The organism is Janthinobacterium sp. Bl 1 (assembly GCF_058215535.1).
The window spans coordinates 514,239-537,689 of record NZ_CM177086.1; the positions used below are offsets into that span (position 1 = coordinate 514,239).

The 23,451-nt window shown below is 63.1% G+C and carries 21 protein-coding genes; 17 read left to right on the top strand and 4 right to left on the bottom strand.

Features of this window, described 5'->3' with window-relative positions; translation table 11 throughout:
* Window position 1: 1 nt before the first annotated feature.
* The 11 genes from araD1 (at window position 2) to AC4BCN_RS02340 (ending at window position 12,921) form a co-directional block, all read left to right on the top strand.
* Window positions 2–994 (top strand): AraD1 family protein, encoded by a 993-nt coding sequence (gene araD1, locus AC4BCN_RS02290; protein ID WP_490492479.1) that lies wholly within the window; start codon window positions 2–4, stop codon window positions 992–994.
* The gene (locus tag AC4BCN_RS02295; protein ID WP_456148206.1) at window positions 991–2,568 is read left to right on the top strand and encodes an aldehyde dehydrogenase (NADP(+)); all 1,578 of its coding nucleotides are present in this window, start codon (window positions 991–993) and stop codon (window positions 2,566–2,568) included. The genes araD1 and AC4BCN_RS02295 overlap by 4 nt, the downstream gene beginning before the upstream one ends.
* 34 nt (window positions 2,569–2,602) lie before the next feature.
* Window positions 2,603–3,370, top strand: coding sequence for an SDR family NAD(P)-dependent oxidoreductase (locus AC4BCN_RS02300; RefSeq protein WP_490492480.1), 768 nt, complete (start codon window positions 2,603–2,605; stop codon window positions 3,368–3,370).
* 158 nt (window positions 3,371–3,528) lie between these two features.
* Window positions 3,529–5,079: an alpha-N-arabinofuranosidase gene (locus tag AC4BCN_RS02305; RefSeq protein WP_490492481.1), complete on the top strand. Its 1,551-nt coding sequence runs from the start codon at window positions 3,529–3,531 to the stop codon at window positions 5,077–5,079.
* 69 nt (window positions 5,080–5,148) lie between these two features.
* Window positions 5,149–6,183 (top strand): arabinan endo-1,5-alpha-L-arabinosidase, encoded by a 1,035-nt coding sequence (locus tag AC4BCN_RS02310; protein ID WP_490492482.1) that lies wholly within the window; start codon window positions 5,149–5,151, stop codon window positions 6,181–6,183.
* 160 nt (window positions 6,184–6,343) lie between these two features.
* Window positions 6,344–7,306 carry an ABC transporter substrate-binding protein gene (locus tag AC4BCN_RS02315; protein ID WP_035823666.1) on the top strand — a complete coding sequence of 321 codons (963 nt, stop codon included), beginning with the start codon at window positions 6,344–6,346 and terminating at the stop codon, window positions 7,304–7,306.
* 9 nt (window positions 7,307–7,315) lie between these two features.
* Window positions 7,316–8,857: a sugar ABC transporter ATP-binding protein gene (locus AC4BCN_RS02320; RefSeq protein WP_490492483.1), complete on the top strand. Its 1,542-nt coding sequence runs from the start codon at window positions 7,316–7,318 to the stop codon at window positions 8,855–8,857.
* The gene (locus AC4BCN_RS02325; protein ID WP_070304473.1) at window positions 8,854–9,936 is read left to right on the top strand and encodes an ABC transporter permease; all 1,083 of its coding nucleotides are present in this window, start codon (window positions 8,854–8,856) and stop codon (window positions 9,934–9,936) included. The genes AC4BCN_RS02320 and AC4BCN_RS02325 overlap by 4 nt, the downstream gene beginning before the upstream one ends.
* Complete coding sequence (gene yjfF, locus AC4BCN_RS02330; protein WP_490492484.1) at window positions 9,933–10,907, top strand: galactofuranose ABC transporter, permease protein YjfF; 975 nt, start codon at window positions 9,933–9,935, stop codon at window positions 10,905–10,907. The genes AC4BCN_RS02325 and yjfF overlap by 4 nt, the downstream gene beginning before the upstream one ends.
* A 4-nt stretch (window positions 10,908–10,911) precedes the next feature.
* Window positions 10,912–11,886 (top strand): glycoside hydrolase family 43 protein, encoded by a 975-nt coding sequence (locus tag AC4BCN_RS02335; RefSeq protein WP_490492485.1) that lies wholly within the window; start codon window positions 10,912–10,914, stop codon window positions 11,884–11,886.
* 93 nt (window positions 11,887–11,979) lie between these two features.
* Window positions 11,980–12,921: a LysR family transcriptional regulator gene (locus AC4BCN_RS02340; RefSeq protein ID WP_128140959.1), complete on the top strand. Its 942-nt coding sequence runs from the start codon at window positions 11,980–11,982 to the stop codon at window positions 12,919–12,921.
* Window positions 12,922–13,032: 111 nt separating this feature from the next.
* Here AC4BCN_RS02340 and AC4BCN_RS02345 read toward each other — a convergent pair whose 3' ends face one another.
* The 4 genes from AC4BCN_RS02345 to AC4BCN_RS02360 all read right to left on the bottom strand — a co-directional run bounded on the left by AC4BCN_RS02345 (window position 13,033) and on the right by AC4BCN_RS02360 (window position 17,412).
* Window positions 13,033–14,298 (bottom strand): DUF6445 family protein, encoded by a 1,266-nt coding sequence (locus AC4BCN_RS02345; RefSeq protein ID WP_490492486.1) that lies wholly within the window; start codon window positions 14,296–14,298, stop codon window positions 13,033–13,035.
* A 54-nt stretch (window positions 14,299–14,352) separates the two neighbouring features.
* Window positions 14,353–15,084, bottom strand: a complete 732-nt coding sequence (locus AC4BCN_RS02350) for a hypothetical protein (RefSeq protein WP_456129534.1) — start codon at window positions 15,082–15,084, stop codon at window positions 14,353–14,355.
* Window positions 15,085–15,117: 33 nt separating this feature from the next.
* Entirely contained in the window at window positions 15,118–15,942 is an 825-nt protein-coding gene (locus AC4BCN_RS02355) for a hypothetical protein (protein ID WP_490492487.1), read from the bottom strand.
* Window positions 15,943–16,017: 75 nt separating this feature from the next.
* Window positions 16,018–17,412: a caspase family protein gene (locus AC4BCN_RS02360; protein WP_490492488.1), complete on the bottom strand. Its 1,395-nt coding sequence runs from the start codon at window positions 17,410–17,412 to the stop codon at window positions 16,018–16,020.
* 173 nt (window positions 17,413–17,585) lie between these two features.
* Here AC4BCN_RS02360 and AC4BCN_RS02365 point away from each other — a divergent pair, with 173 nt between their 5' ends.
* The 6 genes from AC4BCN_RS02365 to AC4BCN_RS02390 are packed head-to-tail and all read left to right on the top strand — an operon-like array spanning window position 17,586 to window position 23,395.
* Complete coding sequence (locus AC4BCN_RS02365; RefSeq protein ID WP_490492489.1) at window positions 17,586–18,350, top strand: hypothetical protein; 765 nt, start codon at window positions 17,586–17,588, stop codon at window positions 18,348–18,350.
* Complete coding sequence (locus AC4BCN_RS02370) at window positions 18,347–19,372, top strand: hypothetical protein (protein ID WP_490492490.1); 1,026 nt, start codon at window positions 18,347–18,349, stop codon at window positions 19,370–19,372. Before AC4BCN_RS02365 ends, AC4BCN_RS02370 begins: the two co-directional genes overlap by 4 nt.
* 27 nt (window positions 19,373–19,399) lie before the next feature.
* Entirely contained in the window at window positions 19,400–20,257 is an 858-nt protein-coding gene (locus tag AC4BCN_RS02375; RefSeq protein WP_490492491.1) for a hypothetical protein, read from the top strand.
* A 1-nt stretch (window position 20,258) separates the two neighbouring features.
* Window positions 20,259–21,899, top strand: coding sequence for a hypothetical protein (locus AC4BCN_RS02380; RefSeq protein WP_490492492.1), 1,641 nt, complete (start codon window positions 20,259–20,261; stop codon window positions 21,897–21,899).
* Complete coding sequence (locus AC4BCN_RS02385; protein WP_436482278.1) at window positions 21,874–22,785, top strand: glycerophosphodiester phosphodiesterase; 912 nt, start codon at window positions 21,874–21,876, stop codon at window positions 22,783–22,785. The genes AC4BCN_RS02380 and AC4BCN_RS02385 overlap by 26 nt, the downstream gene beginning before the upstream one ends.
* A gap of 31 nt (window positions 22,786–22,816) precedes the next feature.
* Window positions 22,817–23,395 carry a hypothetical protein gene (locus tag AC4BCN_RS02390; RefSeq protein ID WP_490492493.1) on the top strand — a complete coding sequence of 193 codons (579 nt, stop codon included), beginning with the start codon at window positions 22,817–22,819 and terminating at the stop codon, window positions 23,393–23,395.
* The last annotated feature ends 56 nt before the right edge of the window (window positions 23,396–23,451 follow it).

A 23,451-nucleotide genomic window follows, 5' to 3' on the forward strand; every position in this document is an offset into this window, starting at 1 on the left:
CATGCTGTTGCTGCAATTTACGAATGAACACGGCGGCCGTCTCGTCGGCCTGCTGCAAGACGACGTCATCCGCGTCATCGAAGGCTACAACACGACGTATGCGCTGGCGCAAGACGCCATCCGCAAAAAGGTGAGCCTGGCGGATCTGGTCAACGCCACGGTCGGCAACACCACGCATTCCTATGCGGACGTGGCCGCTGCCGGACGTGTGCTGCCGCCGCTCGACCACGCCGATGAAGCGCACTGCTACGTGACGGGCACGGGCCTGACCCACCTGGGCAGCGCCGGCGCGCGCGACGCCATGCACAAGAAGATCGGCGGCGATGCCGAGTCCCTGAGCGATTCGATGAAAATGTTCCGCCTGGGCGTGGAAGGCGGCAAGCCTGCTGACGGTACGGCCGGCGCCCAGCCCGAATGGTTCTATAAAGGCGACGGCTCCATTGTGCGCGCCGGCGGCCAGCCGCTGCGCATGCCGGACTTTGCCCTCGATGGCGGCGAAGAGCCGGAAATCGCCGGTCTGTACGTGATCGGCGACGATGGCCAGCCCTACCGGGTCGGCTATGCCATCGGCAATGAATTCTCGGACCACATCACGGAGCGCCAGAACTATCTGTACCTGGCCCACTCGAAATTGCGCGCCTGCAGCGTGGGCCCGGCCCTGCTGGTGGGCGAATTGCCCGCGCATATCGCCGGCGCCTCGCGCGTGCTCGATGCGGCTGGCAATGTACGTTGGGAAAAGGCGTTTGTCAGCGGCGAAGAGAATATGTCGCACACGATCGCCAACCTGGAACACCATCACTTCAAGTATCCGCTGTTCAAGCGCCCTGGCGACGTGCACGTACACTTCTTTGGCACGGCAACGTTAAGCTTTGCCGATGGCGTGAGCGTGGCGCCGGGTGAAACCTTTGAAATCGAAGCGCCGGCCTTTGGCCCTGCCTTGCGCAACCGCCTCGATGTCTTCCCAACCGAATTTGCGAAAGTGAGCACATTATGAGTTTCAATATCACCGGTGATGCATTGATCGGCGGCGTCGCCGTCAAGGGTAACGGCGGCTCCTTCGAAGCGTGGGACCCGGCCGCGCGCGCGCACATCGCGCCTGCTTTCCACATGGTCGACGCCGCGCAAATCGACGCGGCGTGCCGTCTGGCCCAAGCCGCGTTCGATCCGTTCCGCGCCACCAGCGATGCGGAACGCGCCGATTTCCTCGACACCATCGCCGCGCAAATCCTTGAGCTGGGCGACGACCTGATCGTGCGCGCCATGACGGAAAGCGGCTTGCCGCGCGCGCGCCTGGAAGGCGAACGTGGCCGCACGGTGGGTCAGCTGAAATTGTTCGCCGGCTTGCTGCGCGAAGGTTCATGGACCGATGCACGCATCGACAGCCCGCTGCCTGACCGCGTGCCACCACGTCCTGACTTGCGTTTGCGCATGATCGGCCTGGGCCCCGTCGCCGTGTTTGCGGCCAGTAACTTCCCGCTGGCCTTCTCGGTGGCCGGCGGCGATACGGCCTCGGCCCTGGCTGCCGGCTGCCCCGTCGTGCTGAAAGCCCACTCGGCCCATCCGGGCACATCGGAGCTGGTGGCGCGCGCGATCGTGAACGCGATTGCCCTGTGCAAGCTGCCAGCCGGCGTGTTCGCCTTGCTGACGGGCACGGGCAATGGCATCGGCCAGACCCTGGTGGCGCATCCCGCCATCCAGGCTGTCGGCTTTACGGGTTCGCGTTCGGGCGGCATCGCCCTGATGAAGGTGGCGGCGGAACGTGCGCAACCGATCCCCGTGTATGCCGAAATGAGCAGCATCAATCCCGTCTTCGTGTTGCCGCAAGCGCTGGCTGCCCGTGGCGCGGCGATCGCCGGCGGTTTTGCTGCCTCGCTGACGATGGGCGTGGGCCAGTTCTGCACCAATCCCGGCCTCGTGCTGGGCCTGGAAGGCCCTGACTTTACGGCGTTTGCCGCCGCTGCCGCCGAAGCGCTGGCACCGGCGCCTGCCGCCACCATGTTGACGGCCGGCATAGCCAGCAGCTATGCCAAGGGCGTCGCCGCCCTGGCGCAGCACGCCGACGTGACGCCGCTGGTGCAAAACACGGGCGACGAAGGCAAGGGCGCCGCCGCCCTGTTCGTTACTTCGGGCGAAGCGTTTTTGGCCAAGCACGATCTGCGCGACGAAGTCTTCGGCCCGGCCTCGCTGCTGGTCGCTTGCCGCGACGTCGAGCAATTGCTGGCGATTACGGAAAGCCTGGAAGGCCAGCTGACGGCCACCTTGCAAATGGATGCCGGCGACGTGGCAGATGCGCGCCGTTTGCTGCCCGTGCTGGAACGCCGCGTGGGCCGCATCCTGGCCAACGGTTTCCCGACGGGCGTGGAAGTGTCGACGGCCATGGTGCACGGCGGCCCGTTCCCGGCCACATCGGACGGCCGCAGCACCTCGGTCGGCACGGCAGCCATCAACCGCTTCCTGCGTCCCGTTTCCTACCAGAACCTGCCGCAGGACTTGCTGCCGGAGTCGCTGCGCGACGATAATCCGCTGGGCATCTGGCGCCGTCACGATGGCGTGCTGGGCAAACTTTAATCACAAAAAATAAAAATACACAGGCGGAGACAAGATGAAGCAATTGGCGAAATATGGCAGCTTGCAGGGCAAGCGCGTGTTCATCACGGGTGGCGGCAGCGGCATCGGCGAATCTTTGGTGGCGGAATTTGCCGCCCAGGGCGCGCTGGTGGCGTTTGTCGATATCGCCGTGGAAGCGAGCGAGGCCCTGTGCCGCCGCCTGGCCGAAGCGGGCCTGACTGCGCCCATTTTTCGCCATTGCGACATCACGGATATTCCATCGTTGCAAGCCGTCATGGCCGAACTGGCCGACAAGCTGGGCGACTTCGATATCCTCGTCAACAATGCCGCCAACGACCAGCGCCACCAGGCGCAGGACGTCACCCTGGAATACTGGAACGAGCGCATTGCGATCAATCAACGTCCCATGTTCTTCACGTGCCAGGCCGTCTTCGAGGGCATGAAGCGCAAGGGCGGCGGTTCCATCATCAACGTCAGCTCGATTTCCTGGCACATGAAATCGGGCGGCTACCCGGTGTATGCCACCACCAAGGCGGCCGTCGTGGGCCTCACGCGGGGCTTGGCGCGCGACTTTGGCGCCCACAATATCCGCGTCAACACCGTCACACCGGGCTGGGTCATGACGCAGCGCCAGATCGACCTGTGGGTCGACGACGCGGCGGAAGTGGAAATCAAGAAAAGCCAATGCTTGCCAAGCAAGCTGATGCCACAGGACATCGCCGCCATGGTGCTGTTCCTTGCTTCCGATGACGGAGCGATGTGTTCCTCCCAGGAATTCATCGTCGATGCTGGCTGGATCTAAGCCTTAGCGCATCGTTTAATCCGCGCCGGTACTGACCGGCCCTCCAATCTTGAAACACCGCTCTTGCCGCCCCAACCCCGCGGCAGGAGAGGCATCGCCATATCCATATTGCCGGGTTGATCCCGGCCCTTGCTTTTCACTAAAAAACAGGAGACAGCATGAAACTCATCCATACCAGCATCGTGGCCCTCAGCCTGGCCATGGCCGTCGGCAGCGCCTTTGCCGCGCCCGTCAAGGTCACCATCGACGTGGCCAAGCCCGGTGCCGTGATCAACAAGAACGTGTACGGCCAGTTCGCAGAGCACCTGGGCACGGGCATCTACGAAGGCATGTGGGTGGGGCCTGAGTCTTCCATTCCGAATACCAAGGGCTGGCGCAACGACGTGCTGGGCGCGCTGAAACAGTTGCATGTGCCCCTGGTCCGCTGGCCGGGCGGCTGTTTTGCCGATGAATACCACTGGAAGGACGGCATCGGTGCGCGCGACAAGCGCCCGACCAAGGTCAACACCAACTGGGGCGGCGTGGAAGAATCGAACGCCGTCGGCACGCATGAATTCTTCGACCTGGCCGAGCTCCTGGGCGCACAGACCTACATCAACGGCAACCTCGGCTCCGGCACGCCGCAGGAAATGTCCGAATGGCTCGAATACATGACGTCGGACAGCAAGTCGACCCTGGCCGAGCTGCGCCGCAAGAATGGCCGCGCCCAGCCGTATAAAGTCGATTACTTTGGCATCGGCAATGAAGCCTGGGGTTGCGGCGGCAATATGCGCCCGCAGTACTACGCCGACCTGTACAAGCACTATCACACCTTCATGAAGACGCCGGAAAGCGCGCGCCCGAAATTCATCGCCAGCGGCGGCAATGACGACGACATCAGCTGGTCCAGCACCCTGAGCCGCGAAATCAAGCCGAACATGATGGACGCCATCAGTTTCCACTACTACACGGTGCCGACGGGCGTCTGGGAAAAGAAGGGCGCCGCCACGGGCTTTGGCGAAAATGAGTGGATTTCCACCCTGAGCCGCACCCTGCGCATCGATAGCTTGATCAAGAACAATATCGCCGCCATCGACAAGAACGATCCCTCGAAAAAGACGGGCTTGTACGTCGATGAATGGGGCACCTGGTACGACGTGGAACCGGGCACCAACACGGGTTTCCTGTTCCAGCAAAACAGCTTGCGCGACGCCTTGGTCGCCGCCCTGAACTTCAATATTTTCCACGCCCACGCGGACCGTGTGCGCATGACGAATATCGCGCAAATGGTCAATGTGCTGCAGGCGATGATCATTACCGACAAGGACAAATATTTCCTCACGCCTACATATCACGCGTTTGAAATGTACGTGCCGTTCCAGGATGCCACGTCCCTGCCGGTCGCCATCCAGGGCAATGGCAAGTACAGCCTGGGCAAGGTCAGCATTCCGGAAGTGAGCGCCTCGGCCGCGCGCGGCAAAGATGGCAAGGTGTATCTGTCGCTGGTCAACACGAACCCGCACAAGGCCGTCGACGTGAGCGTGGCATTGGCCGGCAAGCAAGTGGCCAGCGTGACGGGGCGTGTGCTGACCGCAGGCAAGATGGATGCCGTCAACAGCTTTGCGCAACCGCAAGCCGTGCAGCCGGTGGCGTTCAATGCCCAGGCGCAAGGCGGCAAGCTGACCGTGTCGGTGCCCGCCAAGGCCGTTGTGGTGGTGGCCGTCGACTAAGCTGTCGCCCACCTGTCACTCATCAGGCCGGCCCGCATGACGGGCTGGCTGACCATTTTGGAGAAGACGATGCACACATTGACACGCGGCATGGCCGCCATCCTGAGCACCCTGGCGATCATGTCTGCCGCGCACGCGGCCCAGGTCAGCGTGCACGACCCCGTGATGGCCAAGGAAGGCGAGACGTATTATTTGTACAGCACGGGTCCCGGCATCACCTTCTACAGTTCGAAAAACATGCTCGACTGGCAGCCGGAAGGGCGCGTCTTCGCGGGCCAGCCGACCTGGGCCAAGACGGCCGCGCCCGTCTTTGACGACCATATCTGGGCGCCCGACGTGCAATTTCACGACGGAAAATATTACCTGTACTACTCGGTGTCCGGCTTCGGCAAGAACACGTCCGGCATCGGCGTGACCGTCAACACGACCTTGAATCCCCGCTCGCCCGACTACCGCTGGGTCGACCAGGGCATGCTGCTGCAATCGGTGCCCGAGCGCGACGAGTGGAATGCCATCGATTCGAACATCATTACCGATGCCAAGGGTACGCCGTGGATGTCGTTCGGCTCATTCTGGAACGGTATCAAGCTGGTGAAACTGACGCCTGACTGGACCCATATTGCGGAACCGCAAGAGTGGCACTCGCTGGCGCGCCGCGTACCCCTGCCGCCACGCGCAGGCGAATTCAAGCCTGCGCCCGAGGAAATCGAGGCACCGTTCATCTTCCAACGCGGCAACGATTACTTCCTCTTCGTTTCCTGGGGCTTGTGCTGCCAGAAAGAAAAAAGCACCTATCACCTGGCCGTGGGCCGCTCAAAAAGCGTGACGGGCCCCTACCTGGACAGGGAGGGCCGCGACATGGCGCAGGGCGGCGGCACGGTGCTGCTGAAAGGCGACAAGGACTGGCAAGGCTTGGGCCACAACAGCGCTTACACCTTCGATGGCAAGGATTACCTGGTGCTGCACGCCTATGAAACGGCGGACAATTATTTGCAGAAGCTCAAGATCCTGCCCATGACGTGGGACAAGGATGGCTGGCCGCAAGTCGACGCGCGCGACTTGAACCGCTATCAAAGCCGCGAATTGCCGGCAGCCAAACGGTAAGCAGGGCAGGGGATGGGCGGCAGGTGATACGCAAATCGATATCACAAGCGAAAAAGAATTGATTGGATGGCTATGTTGCTTTCTCCTACCATGGGTTCATAAAAAACCGCCCATCCGGCATCCGGCTGTGATGGTATTCCAAAAAAAACTGGAGACAAGAATGAAATTGACACGCCGCACACTCCTCGCCAGCGCCATGTTGTTGGCACTGTCCGCTACTTCTTCCGCCTTTGCCGCCAAGCCCCTCGTCATGGGCTTTTCGCAGGTGGGTGCCGAAAGCGAATGGCGCACCGCCAATACCGTCTCCATCAAGGATGCGGCCAAGAAAGATGGCGTCACCCTGAAATTTGCCGATGCGCAGCAAAAACAGGAAAACCAGGTCAAGGCCCTGCGCTCGTTCATCGCGCAAAAAGTCGACGTGATCGCCTTCTCGCCCGTCGTTGAGTCCGGCTGGGATACGGTTCTGCGCGAAGCCAAGGCTGCCAAGATTCCCGTCATCCTGACGGACCGCGCCGTCAATGTCGCCGACAAATCGCTGTACGTGACCTTCATCGGTTCCGATTTCGTGGAAGAGGGCCGCCGCGCCGGCCAATGGCTGCTCGAGCACGCCAAGAAAACCCCGGACGCGCAACTGAACATCGTCGAGCTGCAAGGCACGGTCGGTTCCGCGCCAGCCATCGACCGCAAGGAAGGCTTCCAGGAAGTCATCGGCAAGAATCCGAAATTGAAGATCATCCGTTCGCAAACGGGCGACTTTACGCGCGCCAAGGGCAAGGAAGTGATGGAAGCGTTCCTGAAGGCCGAAGGCAAGAAGATCAACGTGCTGTACGCGCACAATGACGACATGGCCATCGGCGCCATCCAGGCCATCGAAGAAGCGGGCATGAAACCGGGCAAGGACATCATCATCATCTCGATCGATGGCGTCAAAGGCGCGTTCGAAGCCATGATCGCCGGCAAGCTGAACGTCACCGTCGAATGCAGCCCGCTGCTGGGCCCGCAATTGATGTCGATCGCCCGCGACGTGGTGGCCGGCAAGCCCGTGCCAGCGCGCATCACGACGGTGGAAGGCGTGTTCCCTGCCGAGGTGGCCGCCAAGGAATTCCCGAACCGTAAGTACTAAGCTTGCCGCATGATGAATACGCAAGCGCAACACAACGCCGCGCCAGCTCCCTTGCTGGAGTTGCGCGGCATCAGCAAGTCCTTTCCTGGCGTCAAAGCCCTCAGCGACGTTGCCCTGCGCCTGTATCCGGGCGAAGTGCATACCTTGATGGGGCAGAACGGCGCCGGGAAATCGACCCTGATCAAGGTGCTGACGGGCGTCTACACGCCCGACAGCGGCCAGATTTTGTTCGACGGCAAGCCCATCGCCCCCGCATCCACCTCGGATGCCCAAGGGCTGGGCATCAGCACCGTGTACCAGGAAGTCAATCTGTGCCCGAACCTGTCGGTGGCGGAAAACATCTTTATCGGCCGCTACCCGCGCCGCTTTGGCGCCATCGACTGGCGTTCCATGCAGCAGCAGGCGCGTGCCTTGCTGCAGCAATTGCAGATCGATATCGATGTCACGGCGCAATTGTCCAGTTTTCCGCTGGCCATCCAGCAAATGGTGGCCATTTCACGCGCGCTGAACATTTCGGCCCGCGTGCTGATCCTCGACGAACCCACGTCCAGCCTGGACGAGGCGGAAGTCAATCTGCTGTTTTCCGTGCTGCGCCGCCTGCGCGAGCAGGGCATGGCGATTCTGTTTGTGACCCACTTCCTCGACCAGACCTACGCCATTTCCGACCGCATCACCGTCATGCGCAATGGCGAGCGCGAGGGCGAATACGCGTGCAGCGAACTGTCGCGCCTGGCGCTGGTGAATAAAATGATCGGCGTGGCTGCCGACACGCAGGAGCAAACGCTGGACCTGGCGCAAGAAGCGGGCGCCGCCAGCTTCGGTCCGACTGTGCTCGAAGCGCAGGGACTGGGCCGCAAGGGCGCCCTGCTGCCCATGGATTTCCACATCCGCCAGGGTGAATTGCTGGGTCTGGCCGGCTTGCTCGGTTCGGGCCGCACGGAACTGGCGCGTTTGCTGTTCGGCGCCGACAAGGCCGATTCCGGCAGCATCGTTATGCAGGGCAAGATACGCCAGTTCAACGTGCCGCGCGACGCGATTGCCCAGGACATCGGCTTTTGCTCGGAAGACCGCAAGCACGAGGGCGCGATTTTGTCGCTGTCAGTGCGCGAAAACATCATCCTGGCCTTGCAGGCCCGCACGGGCTTGCTGCGCGCCATCCCGTTCAAACGCCAGCAGGCGCTGGCCGACGAGTATGTGAAGGCGCTCGGCATCAAGACGGCCAGCATCGAAACGCCGATTGGCAGCCTGTCGGGTGGCAATCAGCAGAAAGCCTTGCTGGCGCGCTGGCTGGTGACGTCGCCGGCCATGCTGATCCTCGATGAGCCGACGCGCGGCATCGACGTGCGCGCCAAGCAGGAAATCATGGGTTATGTGAGCAAGCTGTGCCGCAAGGGCATGGCCATCCTGTTCATCTCGTCGGAGCTGCCGGAAGTGCTGCGTTGCAGTGACCGCATCCTCGTCATGCGCGACCGCAAAGCCTGCGGCGACTATGCGCGCGGCGAGCTCGACGACAGCTCCGTGCTGCAAGTGATCGCCGGAGACGCCACATGAGTTTATCCACGCCATCGAACGCGCCCCTGGCGCGTCCGGCTTCCACTACGGGTACGTCCGCTTTGCATACCGTTCTGCACCACCCCTTGAGCCGGCCCCTGGCCGCGCTGTTGCTGCTGTTACTGGTGGCCTTCTTTGCCATCCCCGGCTTTTTCCACCTGGAAGTGCGCGACGGCCACCTGTATGGCAGCGTGATCGACATCGTCAACCGTGCCGCCCCGCTGATGCTGGCGGCCCTGGGCATGACCCTGGTGATCGCCACGCGCGGCATCGATATTTCCGTGGGCGCCGTCGTGGCCCTGTCCGGCACGGTGGCAGCCATGCTGATCGGCGGCACCATGGTGATGGACAACGGCGTGCCGACCTATGTGAGCAACATCCCCATGGGCTGGGCCCTGGCGGCCGCCCTGGGCGCTGCCCTGTTGTGCGGCGCCTGGAATGGCGTGCTGGTGGCTGGCCTCGGTTTGCAGCCCATCGTCGCGACATTGATACTGATGGTGGCTGGGCGTGGCCTGGCGCAATTGCTGACGGATGGGCAGATCGTCACCGTCTATTATCAACCGTTCTTTTTCATCGGCAGTGGTTACCTGTTCGGCTTGCCGTTTTCCCTGTTCCTCGTCGCTGCCGTGTTCATCATCACGGCCGTGCTGATGCGCAAGACGGCCTTGGGCCTGTTCATCCAGGCCGTTGGCATCAACCCCGTCGCCGCGCGCCTGGCCGGCATCAAGACGGCGACGCTGATCTTTTTCGTCTACGTGTTTTGCGCGGCCTGCGCGGGCCTGTCGGGCCTGATGATCAGCTCGAACATCAAGAGCGCCGACGCCAATAACGCGGGCCTGATGCTGGAACTGGACGCCATCCTGGCAGTCACTTTGGGTGGCACCTCGCTGGCTGGCGGCAAGTTCAGCCTCGTGGGCAGCATGATCGGCGCGCTCATCATCCAGACCCTGACCTACACGATTTATTCGCTGGGCGTGCCGCCGGAAGTGAACATGGTCGTCAAGTCGGTCGTCGTCTTCCTCGTCTGCCTGTCGCAATCGTCGGAATTCAAGCAATTGCTGCATCGGAGAAAAGCATGAAGGGCTTGCTGCACACCCCGTATTTCACCTCGCTCGTCACGGTCCTGCTGCTGGTGGTGATGCTGGGCCTGGGCGGTGCCGCCTATCCGGGCCTGCTGTCGACGCAAGTGATCTTTAACCTGTTGATCGATAACGCCTTTTTGCTGGTGATCGCCGTCGGCATGACTTTCGTGATCGTTTCTGGCGGCATCGATCTGTCCGTCGGTTCCGTGCTGGCCCTGTCGACCATGATCGCCGCCTGGCTGCTCAACGTGGCGCACTGGCCGCCGCTCTTGGTGATCGTCACGGTACTGGCGTTGGGCACCGTGTTTGGCGCCAGCATGGGCGCGCTGATCCATTATTTCAAATTGCAGCCGTTCATCGTCACCCTGGCCGGCATGTTTTTGGCGCGCGGGTTGTGCTATTTGATCAGCATCAACTCGATAACTATCGACGACCCGCTGTTCGTCGCCATGTCGCAGACGCAATTGCAGTTTCTCGGCGGTTTTGTCTCACCCGGCGTCGTGATCGCCGTGATCACGTTGCTCTTGGCCATCTGGCTGGCGCACGCCACGCCGTTCGGCCGCGCCGTGTATGCGATCGGCGGCAATGAACAGTCGGCCCTGATGATGGGGCTGCCCGTGGGCCGCACCAAGGTGTTCATTTACGCCTTCAGCGGCTTTTGTGCCGCGCTGGGCGGCGTGCTGTTTTCGTTCTACATGCTGTCCGGCTATGGCTTGCATGCGCAAGGCACGGAACTGGACGCGATTGCCGCCGTCGTCATCGGCGGCACCCTGCTCAGCGGCGGCTACGGCTATGTGGCGGGCGCGCTGTCGGGCGTGCTCGTGCTCGGCACCATCCAGACCCTGATCGCCTTCGACGGCACGCTCAGCTCGTGGTGGACCAAGATCGTCATCGGCGGCCTGCTGTTCGTCTTTTGCGTCGTGCAAAGACTGATGGCCATGAGCCAGAAAAATACCAATCGGAGTTAATACCATGTTTCACAAGAATAAACTTGCCGCAACCATCGGCATGGCGGCGGCGCTCGCCTGCGCCCCATTCGGCGCGCAGGCGGCCAACCCCATCGTCAAGGACATCTACACGGGCGACCCGGCCGCGCTGGTCGACAATGGCAGGGTGTATTTGTACGTGGGTCACGATGAAGCGAGCGCCACGGATACGGATTACCGCATGCACGAGTGGCGCGTGTATTCCTCGTGCGACATGGCGAACTGGACGGATCACGGCTCGCCCGTGCGCTTTTCCACCTTCGCCTGGGCCGGCAAGGATGCGTGGGCCGGTGACATCGTCAAGCGCGGCAATCAATACTATTTCTATTCGACCGTCGACCATAAAACCATCCCCGGCAAGGCCATCGGCGTGGCCGTGTCTGACAGCCCGACAGGCCCCTTCGTCGACGCGCGCGGCAGCGCTCTGGTCACCAACGACATGACGAAGCAGACGGCCATTCCCTGGGACGATATCGACCCGGCCGTCTTTATCGACACGGATGGCCAGGCCTACATTTACTGGGGCAACACGGTCTTGAAATACGCCAAGCTCAAGGCCAACATGACGGAGCTGGACGGCCCGATTCTGACTTTCGGCATGGATGCGTTCACGGAAGCGGCCTATATGCACAAGCATGCCGGTACGTATTACCTGTCGTACTCGCGCAATTTCCCGGAAGAAACGGCGTATTCGACGGGCCCGACGCCGACGGGGCCCTGGCATTTCCGCGGCACCATCATGGACAAGAACGCCGTCGTGAAAACCATTCACCAGGCCATCATCGAGTTCAATGGCAAGTCCTACATCTTCTATCACAACGACAAGTTGCCCGGCGGCGGAGAATACCGGCGTTCCGTGGCCGTGGAAGAGCTGAAATACAAGCCGGACGGCACGATCGAATTCATCCGGCAAACGGCTGGCCCGGCCGCCAACCCGAGCGCCGCCTGCAAGGCATTGTGACCGGGTGTCGACCCGCCGGGGGAACGCGCCATACCGATATCAACAATATCGATATCCAATCAGTACCGATATCGATCATGATATGATTTATTCATGGATACCCTCAACCCCAACTGGTTCTTGCGAGCCCGCCTGAAGACGCGGCAATTGCTGCTGTTGATCGCCCTTGACGAGCAGCGCAACATTCACCGCGCGGCGGAAGAGTTGCACATGACGCAGCCGGCCGCGTCCAAGCAAATCAAGGACCTGGAAGAGATGCTGGACGTGCGCCTGTTCGACAGGCTGCCACGCGGCATGGAGCCGACCATCTACGGCGAGACGATGATACGCCACGCGCGCATGGCCCTGACGAGCCTGTCCCTGGCGCATGACGACATCGTCGCGCTGAAGTCGGGCCTCACGGGCCAGGTGGAAGTGGGCGTCATCATGACGCCGGCCATGGCCTTGCTGCCGCGCGCGATTGCCCGCATCAAGCAGCAGGCACCGTTGATGCGCATCGGCGTGCATCTGGAGCACAGCAACACCCTGATGGACATGCTGCAGCACGGCACCCTCGATTTCATGATCGGGCGCATCCTGGAAAAGGAAAGCAGCGCGGGGCTCATCTACGAGGAATTGACGGAGGAGCCTGCCAGCGCCGTGGCGCGCAATGGCCATCCGTTGCTGTCGCGCAAGAATTTGCAATTGAAGGATTTGGCGGCCCAGCCGTGGATCTTGCCGCCGCAAGGCAGCATCCTGCGCCACCGCTTCGACATGATGTTCCGCCGCGCGGGCCAGGAACCGCCCGTCGACGTGGTCGACACGACCGCCTTGCTCCTGATCACGTCGCTACTACAGCAGACGGACTCGCTGCACGTGATGCCGACGGAAGTGGCGCATTACTATGAATCGTTGAACGTGCTGAGCATCTTGCCCATCGAGCTGCCGTGCAAGATGGATGCGTTCGGCATTATTCGCCAGCAGGATCATTTGCTGTCGCCGGGGGCGGATATGCTGTTGAAAGCTGTGCGGGCGACTGCGGCGGATATGTATTGAGTGCTGTGCTGGTGGTGTCGGATTACGCGTTCCGCTAATCCTACTTACCGTTCACATGCATGGTAGGTCGGATTAGCCCGCAGGGCGTAATCCGACAATTGCCCCTTATGCTCAATCCGGCACTTCAAAGAAAAACAGCTGCACCAATCGCCCATTCTCCGGCGTGTCGCCAAACACATTGCTGATCGAGTGAAAGTAGTGTCCCTTGTACACGATCAGGCGGTTGTGGCGCATCGGCACTTCCAGCAGGGCTTGCCAACTGTCGCGCTGTTCCTGCAAGTCGTTGAATTTCTGCACCTTACTGTTCGGCAGCCAGCGTTTCTGGAAATCCTTGAAGCTGGCGTAGCCGCCCGCTTTCACGTCCGCTTCGGGCAAGCGCCGGTACCAGCCGCTGGGCTGGTGGCGCCAGAAGGTGGTACCGCCCTGGCACTGCTCGGGCGGGTTCAGATACAGCACGCCCGCATAGAAATTGAAATTGTTGCCCGTCTCGTTGTCCACGTGGATATCGGTGCGCGCCATCGCGTCTGCATAGCTGAGGCGGTAGGAACCGTTGTCGGGTGAAATGAAACGGATGGGGCGGCCCAGCGCCGTGGCGATGCGCTCCATGATGGCCTGGCTGGGCTGGCCCGCCGTCTGGCTGCCTGGATAGTTTTGTCCCGCATAGCGCTGCTGCTCAAACGGCAACGCCAGCGCTTGCGCGCGCCAGGCGGCGGGATCGGGCAGGAAATCATCGAGGATGTGCAGGTCGGTTTCGCGCAGGAAATCGTGCAAGCTTGCTGGCACGTCGGGCGTCGTCAGCCGCTCCTTGTTTTCCGTGCCGGGGCTGGCAAAGCCGATGCGGCACGTTTGCGCCAGTGCAGGATGCAGCGCCAGGGCTTGCGCGTAGCGTTCCAACGCCGGTTCCTGCTGTCCCGTGCGGTAGTACAGCTCGGCCAGTCCCTGCAGGGTTTGCCAGCGCTGCGGACGCAGGGCGTGGGCCCGTTCCAGTTCGGCGATGGTCTCCATCAGCCGCTGTTTTCCCATCAGCAATTCCGCATGGCTGATGGCGAAATCATGTTCGTGCGGCGCCAGCCGCGCCGCCGTGGCGTAGCTGGCCAGCGCCGCCTCGCTGTCCGTGCCGCGCAGCACGTTGCCGAGGTTGTAGTGGAACAGGGCGTTGTCCGGCTGCTGCTTGAGCGACAGTTTCAGCAAGCCCAGGCCGATGGCGCCCTGGCCCAGCTCCAGCATCGCCAGGCCCTGGAAATGCTGCGCTTCGGCCAGGGCCGGATTCAGCTTATACGCGGCCTGGTAGGCGTTGATCGCCTCGATCAGCTTGCCCGCCTGCTGCAGCCGTTGCCCGTTTGCCAGATGTTGTTCCGCCAGTGTCTGTTCGCCCATATGTCCCGATCCCGATCCCGATGCAATGTGGCGAACAGTGTAACCGAGCCCGTTCTACCGCGCCTGGCTGACGGGAATTTCTTCTCCGTTCAGCTTGATCGCCACCTTGACGATCTGCGCCTTGACCTGGTTGCTGGCCATGTCCGCTTCCTGGGCGTAGGCGTACACGACGATGGCGAAATCCTTGTAGCCGCTGCGCGCCGCTTCGATCTTGCGCGCCGCATCCTGGTCCACTTTCAGCAGCGAATAACCGTCGCCATTCGTGAACGCCAGCTTGTAGTCGCCGTTGTCGTACATGTAGTAATAGGTGCCCGCGTCGGCGAACTTGGCGGGGAAGGCGGCCTTGTCCATCGCGTACGGCGACAGCGCGCCCTGGCCATTGATCTGGTAGCGCAGGTAGCGCTTGGTTTTCGCTTCATTGACCTTGGCGTCGATCTGCGGTTTCAGCGCGTCGAGCACTTCCTGCTTGCGGAAGGCGTCGTTGCTGCCCGCATATTCGCGCGAGATGCGCTGGGCCACGGCCGCGTAGTCGGGCGGCACGCCGGACAGGGCGAGGTAGCTGTACATCAGCTGGTGGCCGCTCGTGATGTCGACATAGCTGGACGTTGGCGTGGCAGCGTCCGCTTGCGGCAGGCTGGCTGCTGCCGCCTTCACTTGCGCCTTGGCGGCCATGTCGGCCACATTCGCTGCGACGGGAGCGGAGGCGGCCGGTGTGGCGGTCTCTGTTTTACCGCAGGCGGACAGCAGGACGGCGATGGCGAGCAGGGCTGGGAGGGTACGTTGCATGATATTTCCTTCAATGAATGTGTAAGAGGTGGCTTAGCCGATGGTTTTACGTTTGTATTCGCCGACGCCGTAAGCGGCCAGGACGATGGAAGACGCCAGCACCAGGTAAAAGCCGATGCCAAATGAGAGGCCTTGCCACACTTGCCCCAGCATTTCGCTGGCCATCTGCTCGGCCATGCGGGCCGCGCGGGTGCCCATGATGCCGCCCATGGCGCTGCCCGCGTCGCTGACGGCGCCCTTGATCTTGATGAACAGCAAGCTGCTGTGGATGACGATGAACAGCAGCGGGGCGCACTTGCCCAGCGCCGCTTTCGGGTGGCGGCTAATCATGGTGGCGCAGCATCCGGCAATGGCCAGCAGGAAGAAAAATTGTGCGGACGTAAAACCGCCGCCGCCATCGCGGGCAAAGCTTTCCAGGCTGTCGGCGGACAAGCCCAGCAGCTGCCAATAGGTGCGCGAGACGGAAGCGAACAAACGGATGCCGATGGTGTTGAAGATAAAGGCGCCGGCGATCAGGACGCCGAGGCTGGCCAGCACCTTGATGCCCAGGGCGGACACGGCCTGGCCCCACAGCTGCTGGCTTTTTTCGCGCGCCAGTTTCGCCGCGCCGGCCATCTCTTCCTGCGCCAGTTGCTGTGTCGCTACGGCGCTGACGGTGGCGAGGCTGCCGGCCTCATCGAAGCGCACGTCGACGACGGCGTTGATGGCGGGCGCCACGTCCGAGCGCCAGTGTGTGGCCACGTCGAACGCATGTTGAATGCCGGCCACGCTGACGGAACCTTGTCCGCTCGGTTGGTAGGCGAGGATGCGGCCACGCTGGCCGGTGGTAATGGTTGATGCCGTGCTGGATGGTTGCATGAGATTTCCCTGGTCACTGTCATGCTCTATTGCATGTACCCACGGATAACGGGGGCAGTTCAGGGAAATCTAAAATTATTTTGAATTATTTTTTGGCGGCTGCATCATGTCCTTGGCGGCACCCTGGTAATCCTTCATCAAGCCCATGAAAGCACCCTGCAAATGCCGGGCCGCATCCTGCGGCGGTGCGCCCGTGCGCCGGGCCAGGTCGAATTTATACGCATGGGCGGGGCTGTAGCCCGCCTGCGAGGCGGCGTCCAGCAGCACGCCCGCCCGCTTCAGCGAAGCGGGATCGCCCTTGACCATCAGCAATTCCGCCAGATAGGTCTGGGCAATCGGAAAGTCTTTCGCGGCCGCCTTTTCCAGCCACTGCATGCCCGCCTTCGGCTGTTTTATTCCAGCGTCGCCGCCGCCGATGCCATAGCCGAGGGCCGTCAGCGCCACCAGATCTCCGCCCCGTGCGCGTTTTTCCAGTTGCTGGCGGGGAAACGGACGGGCCGCGATCTGCATGCGGATTTCATAGTTGATGTCTTGCAGTACATTGCCTGGCCACACTTTGACGCCCGGTGCGGCCGGCTTTTCCACCGCTGGCGCAGGCGCGCGCATGCCGCCCTGGCCTTGCGCGCCGGCCAGCACGCCCGGCGTGGCCTGGCTGACACCCTTGCCGCTACCCATGTTCAGCACCAGGCGCGCCGACGTCTCGCCAAACGACACGCGGGGCTTTTGCACGTCGTGCGTCATGGCGGCAACCCTGGCCGCCACTTGCGAAAACACATCGCTCATCGGCAAACCGGGCGCATCGAGCGCGTCGAGCAGGGCGCTCGTGTAAGGGCTGTTGCGCGAATCGGGCGACCAGAAGTCGCGCGCCAGGGCGCCGGGACCGGCCGAATAGGCGATCACCACGCCGCGTGGCGCGGCCGTATCGGCAAAGCCGTGGCTGGCCGCATTGCCGCCGCCCGGCACCACCATGGCGCCGCCGCGCGTATATTCCTGGCGGCAAGCGTCGAGGATCAGCACGGCGCCGCGCGCGCCCGTGCGCTGCAAGTCGCCCGCCAGGCTGGAAACGGACACCCCCTGCGCGGCGATGGCGGCCGCGCTCAGCGCATTCATGTTCGCGCCCAGCGGCAATACATAGTTCGCTTCGCCCGCCTGCGCGCCGTGGCCCGCGTAAAACACGAGGGCGATATCGGCGCCGCGCGCCTGCGTGGAAAACTCGGCCGACGCCTTTTGCAGCTGTTGCGCATTGATGTCCGTGCGCAACAGCACTTCAAAGCCCAGGCGGCGCAGGCGCTCGGCCATGGCACGCGCATCGTTCACGGGATTCAATAGAGGCTGCGGATAGGCCGCATTGCCGATCACGAGGGCGATGCGCTTGCCGGGGCCGCTGGCGGCGTTGCCCACGGCCGCCTGCGCGACGTTACCGCAGAGTAAAAAGAGGAGGCTGAAAAACAGGGGAATCAGGCGATGCATCGGCGTCTCGGGAATTGTCGTGAAAGTAACAAAAGTTAGCGATTTTTACTGTGATATGAGAAAATTGCTTAAATGCATTTTACCTTACTGACAAGTTTCTCTTGTCTGGCCAGCGCACGGTACGTCGCCGCCGGCCAGTGGCGCGTGCCGCCCAACACACGATCGGACCGGCTTTGCAATCGGAACAATTTGAACGGATTCATGCTTTCTGGACCCGCCGCCAGCAGCTGACACAAGGCGAACTTGGCGAGTTTTACCAGCGCGTCATCGCCGCGCTGACGCCGTGCCGTCCGCGCGAGGCGGCGTCGCTGGGCGACTCGCTGGCCGACTTGCGCCACCAGTTTTTCATCGAAAAAGTCCTGCACGGCGACAGCGAGGCCGCGCCCCACCACGTCGGTGCCCTGTTTTTGTACTTCAAGCGTTTCATCATCGACCAGCTGCGCAAGCAGCGCGATGACGAAGATGCCGATGCGCAAGAGGGCTGCGAGCTGCGTGCGCCCGATGCGTATGCGGAACCGCTGCGCGACTACCAGCTCACGCCGCAGCAAGTGCGCGACGCGGCCGACGTGTTCATCACCACCTTGCCCGACGATTTGATCTTGCTGCTGCGCCATTGCGGCTGCGGTGGCATGCCCGTCAAGGAACTGGCCGAGCAGATCGCTTCCGCGCACTACCACGGCGGAAAATTAGGCCTGGTGCACAGGCAGAAGGGCGATCCTGCCAGCGCGGGCCGCCAGATCGTCGAGCCGGCCCACCGCGCCACCTTGCTGGGCAGCTGGGTCTTGAACCTGCTCAAGCTGCGCGTCGGGGACGCCCTGGCCGCACGCGATCTGCAGGCGGCGCAAATAGTTTTGGATATCTTGTGCGTGGCCGCGTTATCCCTGCACATGGACCCCGCKCCCACCCACCCAAACACTGATGAAAGGCCATCGGCATGAACGCATTGACGCCCTCGCTGGCCATCGTTGCCGTGCGCCTGCCGTCGCCTCCATCTTCAGCCGAACTGCTGGACGACGAGGTGGCCGGCACTACCCCCGATTGGCGCGGCATTGCCGTGCCGGAACACCTGCTGCAACGTTTCGAGCGCCGCAGCGATGCGGCGCCGTTGGCCGCGCGCCCCATCGCCGGTGGGCAGATCCACTTGCTGGCGCGCCTTCCCGGCTTTGGCGCCGTGCTGCTCGATGCCTGGGACAGCACGCGGCAGCGCTGGCGCGGCTGGCTCGTCACGCCGGACACGGCATATGCGGACGCTTGCGGCCTCGTGGTTGAGGAGCGCGATGCGCCCGCCGACCCGCGCGCGGGCCTCGTGCTGTGCGATATGCCGGTCGCCCTGGCCGTGACGGACCTGGGCGCTTGCCTGGGCGTGTTCAGCCAGGAGCGCCTGCAGGCGGCGCGCTGGCTGGAGCTGCATGGCCGCGCGAACGGAGCGGCCGCGGCACCGGGCGTGATCGCCCGCGTGGCTTTGCCCGGCGATGATTACGCCTTGACCGGCACACCGCTGTCGAGCGAGCTGGGCAAGGACGGCCGCGTGGCGTACCGGCAACTGCTGCGCCAGGGCTTGCAGCAATTGCAGATCGCCTCGGCCGATGCTGTCGCGCCCCAGCTGACGTCCCCCGTGAAGGCGGCCAATGCCAATCGCTGGCTGAAGATCGTCACGGCCGTGGCCGCCAGCGTGATGGTGGTGCAATCGGCGTGGCTGTTCCTGCCGAAAGAGGGCGCCGTCGTCGGCAATGCGGAGTTCCGCAGCGGCGGCAGCGGCGTCGAGACGGGCGTGCGCACGCGCGTGCTGTTCCGTGCCGAGGCTACGGAGGCGGAAATCCGCACCTGGCTGCAGCGCGAGCAGCTGGAAATCGTCGCCGGACCGGACACCCTGGGCGCCTTCACCGTGCTGTCGCGCAACCGCCAGAAAGTCTTGCCGCCGCCAGGCCCGGGCAATCCGCTGGCCGTCATCAATCCCTGACCCAGAAATAAGAGAAAGTTATCAAGTATGACAACGTATAAGAATTTTGCATCAGCGCACTGGCGCAAATTGATCGCCGGCGTGGCTGCGGGCGTCCTGTTGACGGGCTGCGCCATGACGCCGAACGGCCGTGGCGGCGTGTTGATGGGCCTCGATACGGCCGAGCTGTTCGGCACGCCGATTTCCACCTTCCGCCTGCGCGACGGCACGGAAGGGACCTTGCGCAAGGATCCGCAGGGCAAGTATTCGATCAAGCTGTCGCAGGCGTTTCGCGTCGTGCCGCTGGCCAACGCCATCACGGCCCGCGTGGCGCGCGTGGAAAACGTGGGCGAGCGCACCGTGGTGATCGTGGAAACCCAGGAGCGCGGCTGCGCCTACCGCTATGAAGTGCTGGCTTTCCAGGGCACGGACGTGCTGCAGTGGACGGTCGGCAATTGCAAGGACCGCCCCCGCGTGGACTTGGCGGCCGATGGAAAATCGCTCAATATCGACTTCCCTAACTACAACCGCCTGTCGCGCATGATCTACACGGACAACCGCCTGCTCAACGCCAGCGTGGCCGTGCCGCCCGGCGTTGATACGCGCGCCCAGCCGTTTGCCGACGACGCCTTGCGCGGCACGGGCCCCGCCATCGCCACCCTGCCCGGCAGCGATAGCGGCCGCGTGATCCCGGCGCCACCGGCGGCCGACCCGGCGCCTGCCGCCGCGCCGAAAGCGGCCAGCCGCGCCAGCGCCAAGGCGCGCCGCCAGGACACCCCGGCCAGGGTGGCAACGCCCGCCGCCATCAGCCTGCCCGCGCAACGTAGCGCTGCGCCTGCTCCGGCGGCGCCGATGATCTTCCAGGCTGAAGAGATCAAGCCCGTCGTCATCGATCTGAGGAAATAAGATGGCCGCGAGTTTGCGCAGTCTGCAGATCCGGCAGACCTTGATCCTGATCGTCCTGACGATCATTTATTTGTGCTTCGAGCTGGGCTTCAATGCCCGTTTGCTCGACGTGGTGGGCGGCGACGTCAAGCCGCACGACGTGGAGGGCGTGGAATTTTATGGCCGCAGCCTGTCGGGCATCGCCGCCGCACTGGTGGTGCTGCAACTGATGTGGCGCCGCCGCCTGAAGAACAATGGCAGCGGCCCCAGCTGGAAAAAGATCCTCTTTTGCTGCGTCGCCACGGCGGCGGTCGTGTTCGGCATTTTGAAAACAACGGTCACCGTGCTGGTCGAAACGCGCGATGCGCAATTTCGCCGCCTGGCCTTCAACACGACCCTGATGCAGCGCTCGCTGGTCGGCGGCAGCTTGCAATTGCAGGGCCTGGTCGATGACGCCACCCTGTTTGCCAAGCCCGAGGGCAAGGCTTTCCTCGCGCTGTTCCCCTTCCTGGCTGTCTCGGTGGGCCACCTCGATGAGCGCATGGAGCCGGCCAAGGAACAGTTGATCAATTTCAACGTGCGCAAGATCGCCGGCGGCGCGGCCGGGTACTATGAAAAATACCAGCAGGCGATCGGCGAAGTGCGCGACAAGTGGAAATTGTATTCGGGCATCATTCCCGACGATGATGCGGGCTTGCGCCAGCAGCAGGAAACGGCGTGGAGCGATTACCGGCAAAGCCTGTCGCGCCATGGCTGGCAGCCGCATTCCGTGCCGGCGCGGCGCAAGGCGGCCGTCGTCAACAATGTGCGTAAAAAGGTGCCCGTATCGGCCAACTGGCACCCTGCCGACCAATTGAGCTTCCGCGCCGCCGTCAAGCGCCGCTATGCGTCGGAAGCGGCCAGCAAGGGCTTGCATATCAAGGGTGACCGCATTCCGCCTGGCTTGTCCTTTGCCGCCTTCGTGGCGCGTCCCGGCATCCAGGCCGTCCTGCGCGACGGGCCGGATGGCGGCGATGGCAGCGAAGCGAGCAAGGGCTTGCGCTTGCCGAAGGGCGCCGTGGTGCAGGATGCATATGCGAGCCCGGCCGAGTTCAGCCGTCTGTTCGACCAGTTCGCCGCGCGCCAGACGGCGGAAAAACTCGTGGAATACCGCGCCAGCCGCAACGACTTCGAGGTGGGCGGCAAGTACTTTGAAGAGGGCAAGGAAGCGGCGCGCGCGGCCATCGTGCCGCCCGTCGCCCTGTTCTTCTCCTTGCTGGGCGCCATCGGCCACTTCTCGAAATTGCTGTACCTGATCGCCACGGTGGGCTTGCTGGTGCTGGCGGCGCGCCGCGGCGAGCAGGCGGGCGCCGATGGCCAGCTGAGCCGCCGTTCCGCCTGGATCGCCACGGGCGTGCTGGCTGGCGCCTTCCTGGGAACCTGGGGTATCTTTACCCTCTCGGACAATAATGTCACGAAGAGCGAGCTGTTCCGCCAGATGCTGGACTGGAACCGCCAGGCCGCCGACGACAGCACGCGCTGGCAAATCGCCGGCAAGGGCTTGCTGGCCAATATCACGCACGTCGTGGCGGTGGGGCAGGGCTACAGCTACCCCGTCAACGAAGCGATCCGCATCCACGTTTTGCAGGGAATTCACTATGGCTATCATCCGGGACAAAAATAAGGCGGCTGCGCTGGCCTTGCTGCTTTCCATGGCCAGCACGGCTGTCCAGGCCGACTGCCTGGGCATGAAGGTGCACGCCCACCGTGGCGCCGGCAATGCGCCGGAGAACTCGCTGAGCGCGCTGCGCAACACGTATTTCGGCACCTGGGACGGCGTCGAGACGGATTTGCAGCTGCTCGGTGACGGCAGCTGGGTGGTGCACCACGACTTGTTGACGGGGAGGGTCGTCGACACGGGCTCGCCCCGTACCGTCAAGCAATTGACGGCCGACGACTGGCGCGCCGCCAGCATGAAGAACCGTGGCGTGGCCACGCCGGAAACACCGCCTTTTGTGACCGACATCGCCGACCTGGCCACGGCTTTTCCAAGTAAAACCCTGAACGCGGAAATCAAGGATGTCGTGGGATCGTGCGCACCGATCGCCTCCCTGGTGGGGCAGTTGCGCGCAAACATCAAGCACGGCAACTGGTTCTTGACGTCGGGCGTGCCGAACAACCTCGCGTGCGCGCGCCGCGCCGATCCGCAGGGCTACCTGGGCTTGCTCGTGTTTGACGCGCGCAATGCGCAGGCGGCCGGCACGAACCGCGTCAGCCGTTACATCGCGAAAAATGCCCGCCCGCCGAAGCTGGACAAGCCGTGGCTGCAGCGCGTGCAGCAGCAGATCGGCATGCCGACCGGAGTGCACGTGGACGCCCGCAGCCTGGACGCCAATCCGAATTTGCTCAGCGACGCGGCCAGTCTGAACATGCCCGTCTTCGTGTATGCCATCGATGGCGACTCGGCCTTGGCCGCCTCCTTGCTGCGCGCTCAGCAGCGCAGCCACCGCTGGCCCAGCGGCGTCATCCTTGACGGCAATCCCGAGACGTTTTGCGCGATGATGCAGTAAGTTTTTTCACTCACCCAGTGCTGCCATGACCATGCCACCATCAACCCCCGCCAACCTTACCGGCAGCGCCATCGGCGCCATGTTCTTTTCCCTGTTCGGCGGCCTGTGGGTGGCCGGCTGGTGCGTGCAGACGTATGGCGCGCATCCCTTAAGGCTGCTGCCGGTGGCCGCAATCACCGTCTTGCTGCTCATGCTGGCGTGGCGCCAGTTCCGGCGCCACCGCGCCGCGCATGCGGCGGCGGAACAATCGCCGCAGGCCAAGCGCGTGGGCCGGCTGTTCAATGTCGTCAATGCCGGGCAGTGGATCGCCATCTTCATCGTCGGCAACGTCCTGAAAAACATGGGCTTGCAGGCGTGGTTCATCCCTGCCGTCATTTTGATCGTGGGCCTGCATTTCTTTCCGCTGGCCTGGCTGTTCAAGGCGCGCCGCCACCTGGCCATCGGCATGGCCCTGTGCGTGTGGGCTGTCGGTTATCCGCTGACTCTGCGCCATGGCCCCCTCGATCCCGCCGGCTGTCTCGGTGCCGGGCTGATCTTGTGGGTGGCGGCCCTCTCCGCCGTGCGCGGCGGTTTTGCCGTGCAGCAGAACGCCTTGCCGCCCCAGAAATAGCTTTTCCAACGGCCCGTACAGGGCCGTTTTTTACCCATTTTTTGCGCATCGCAGCA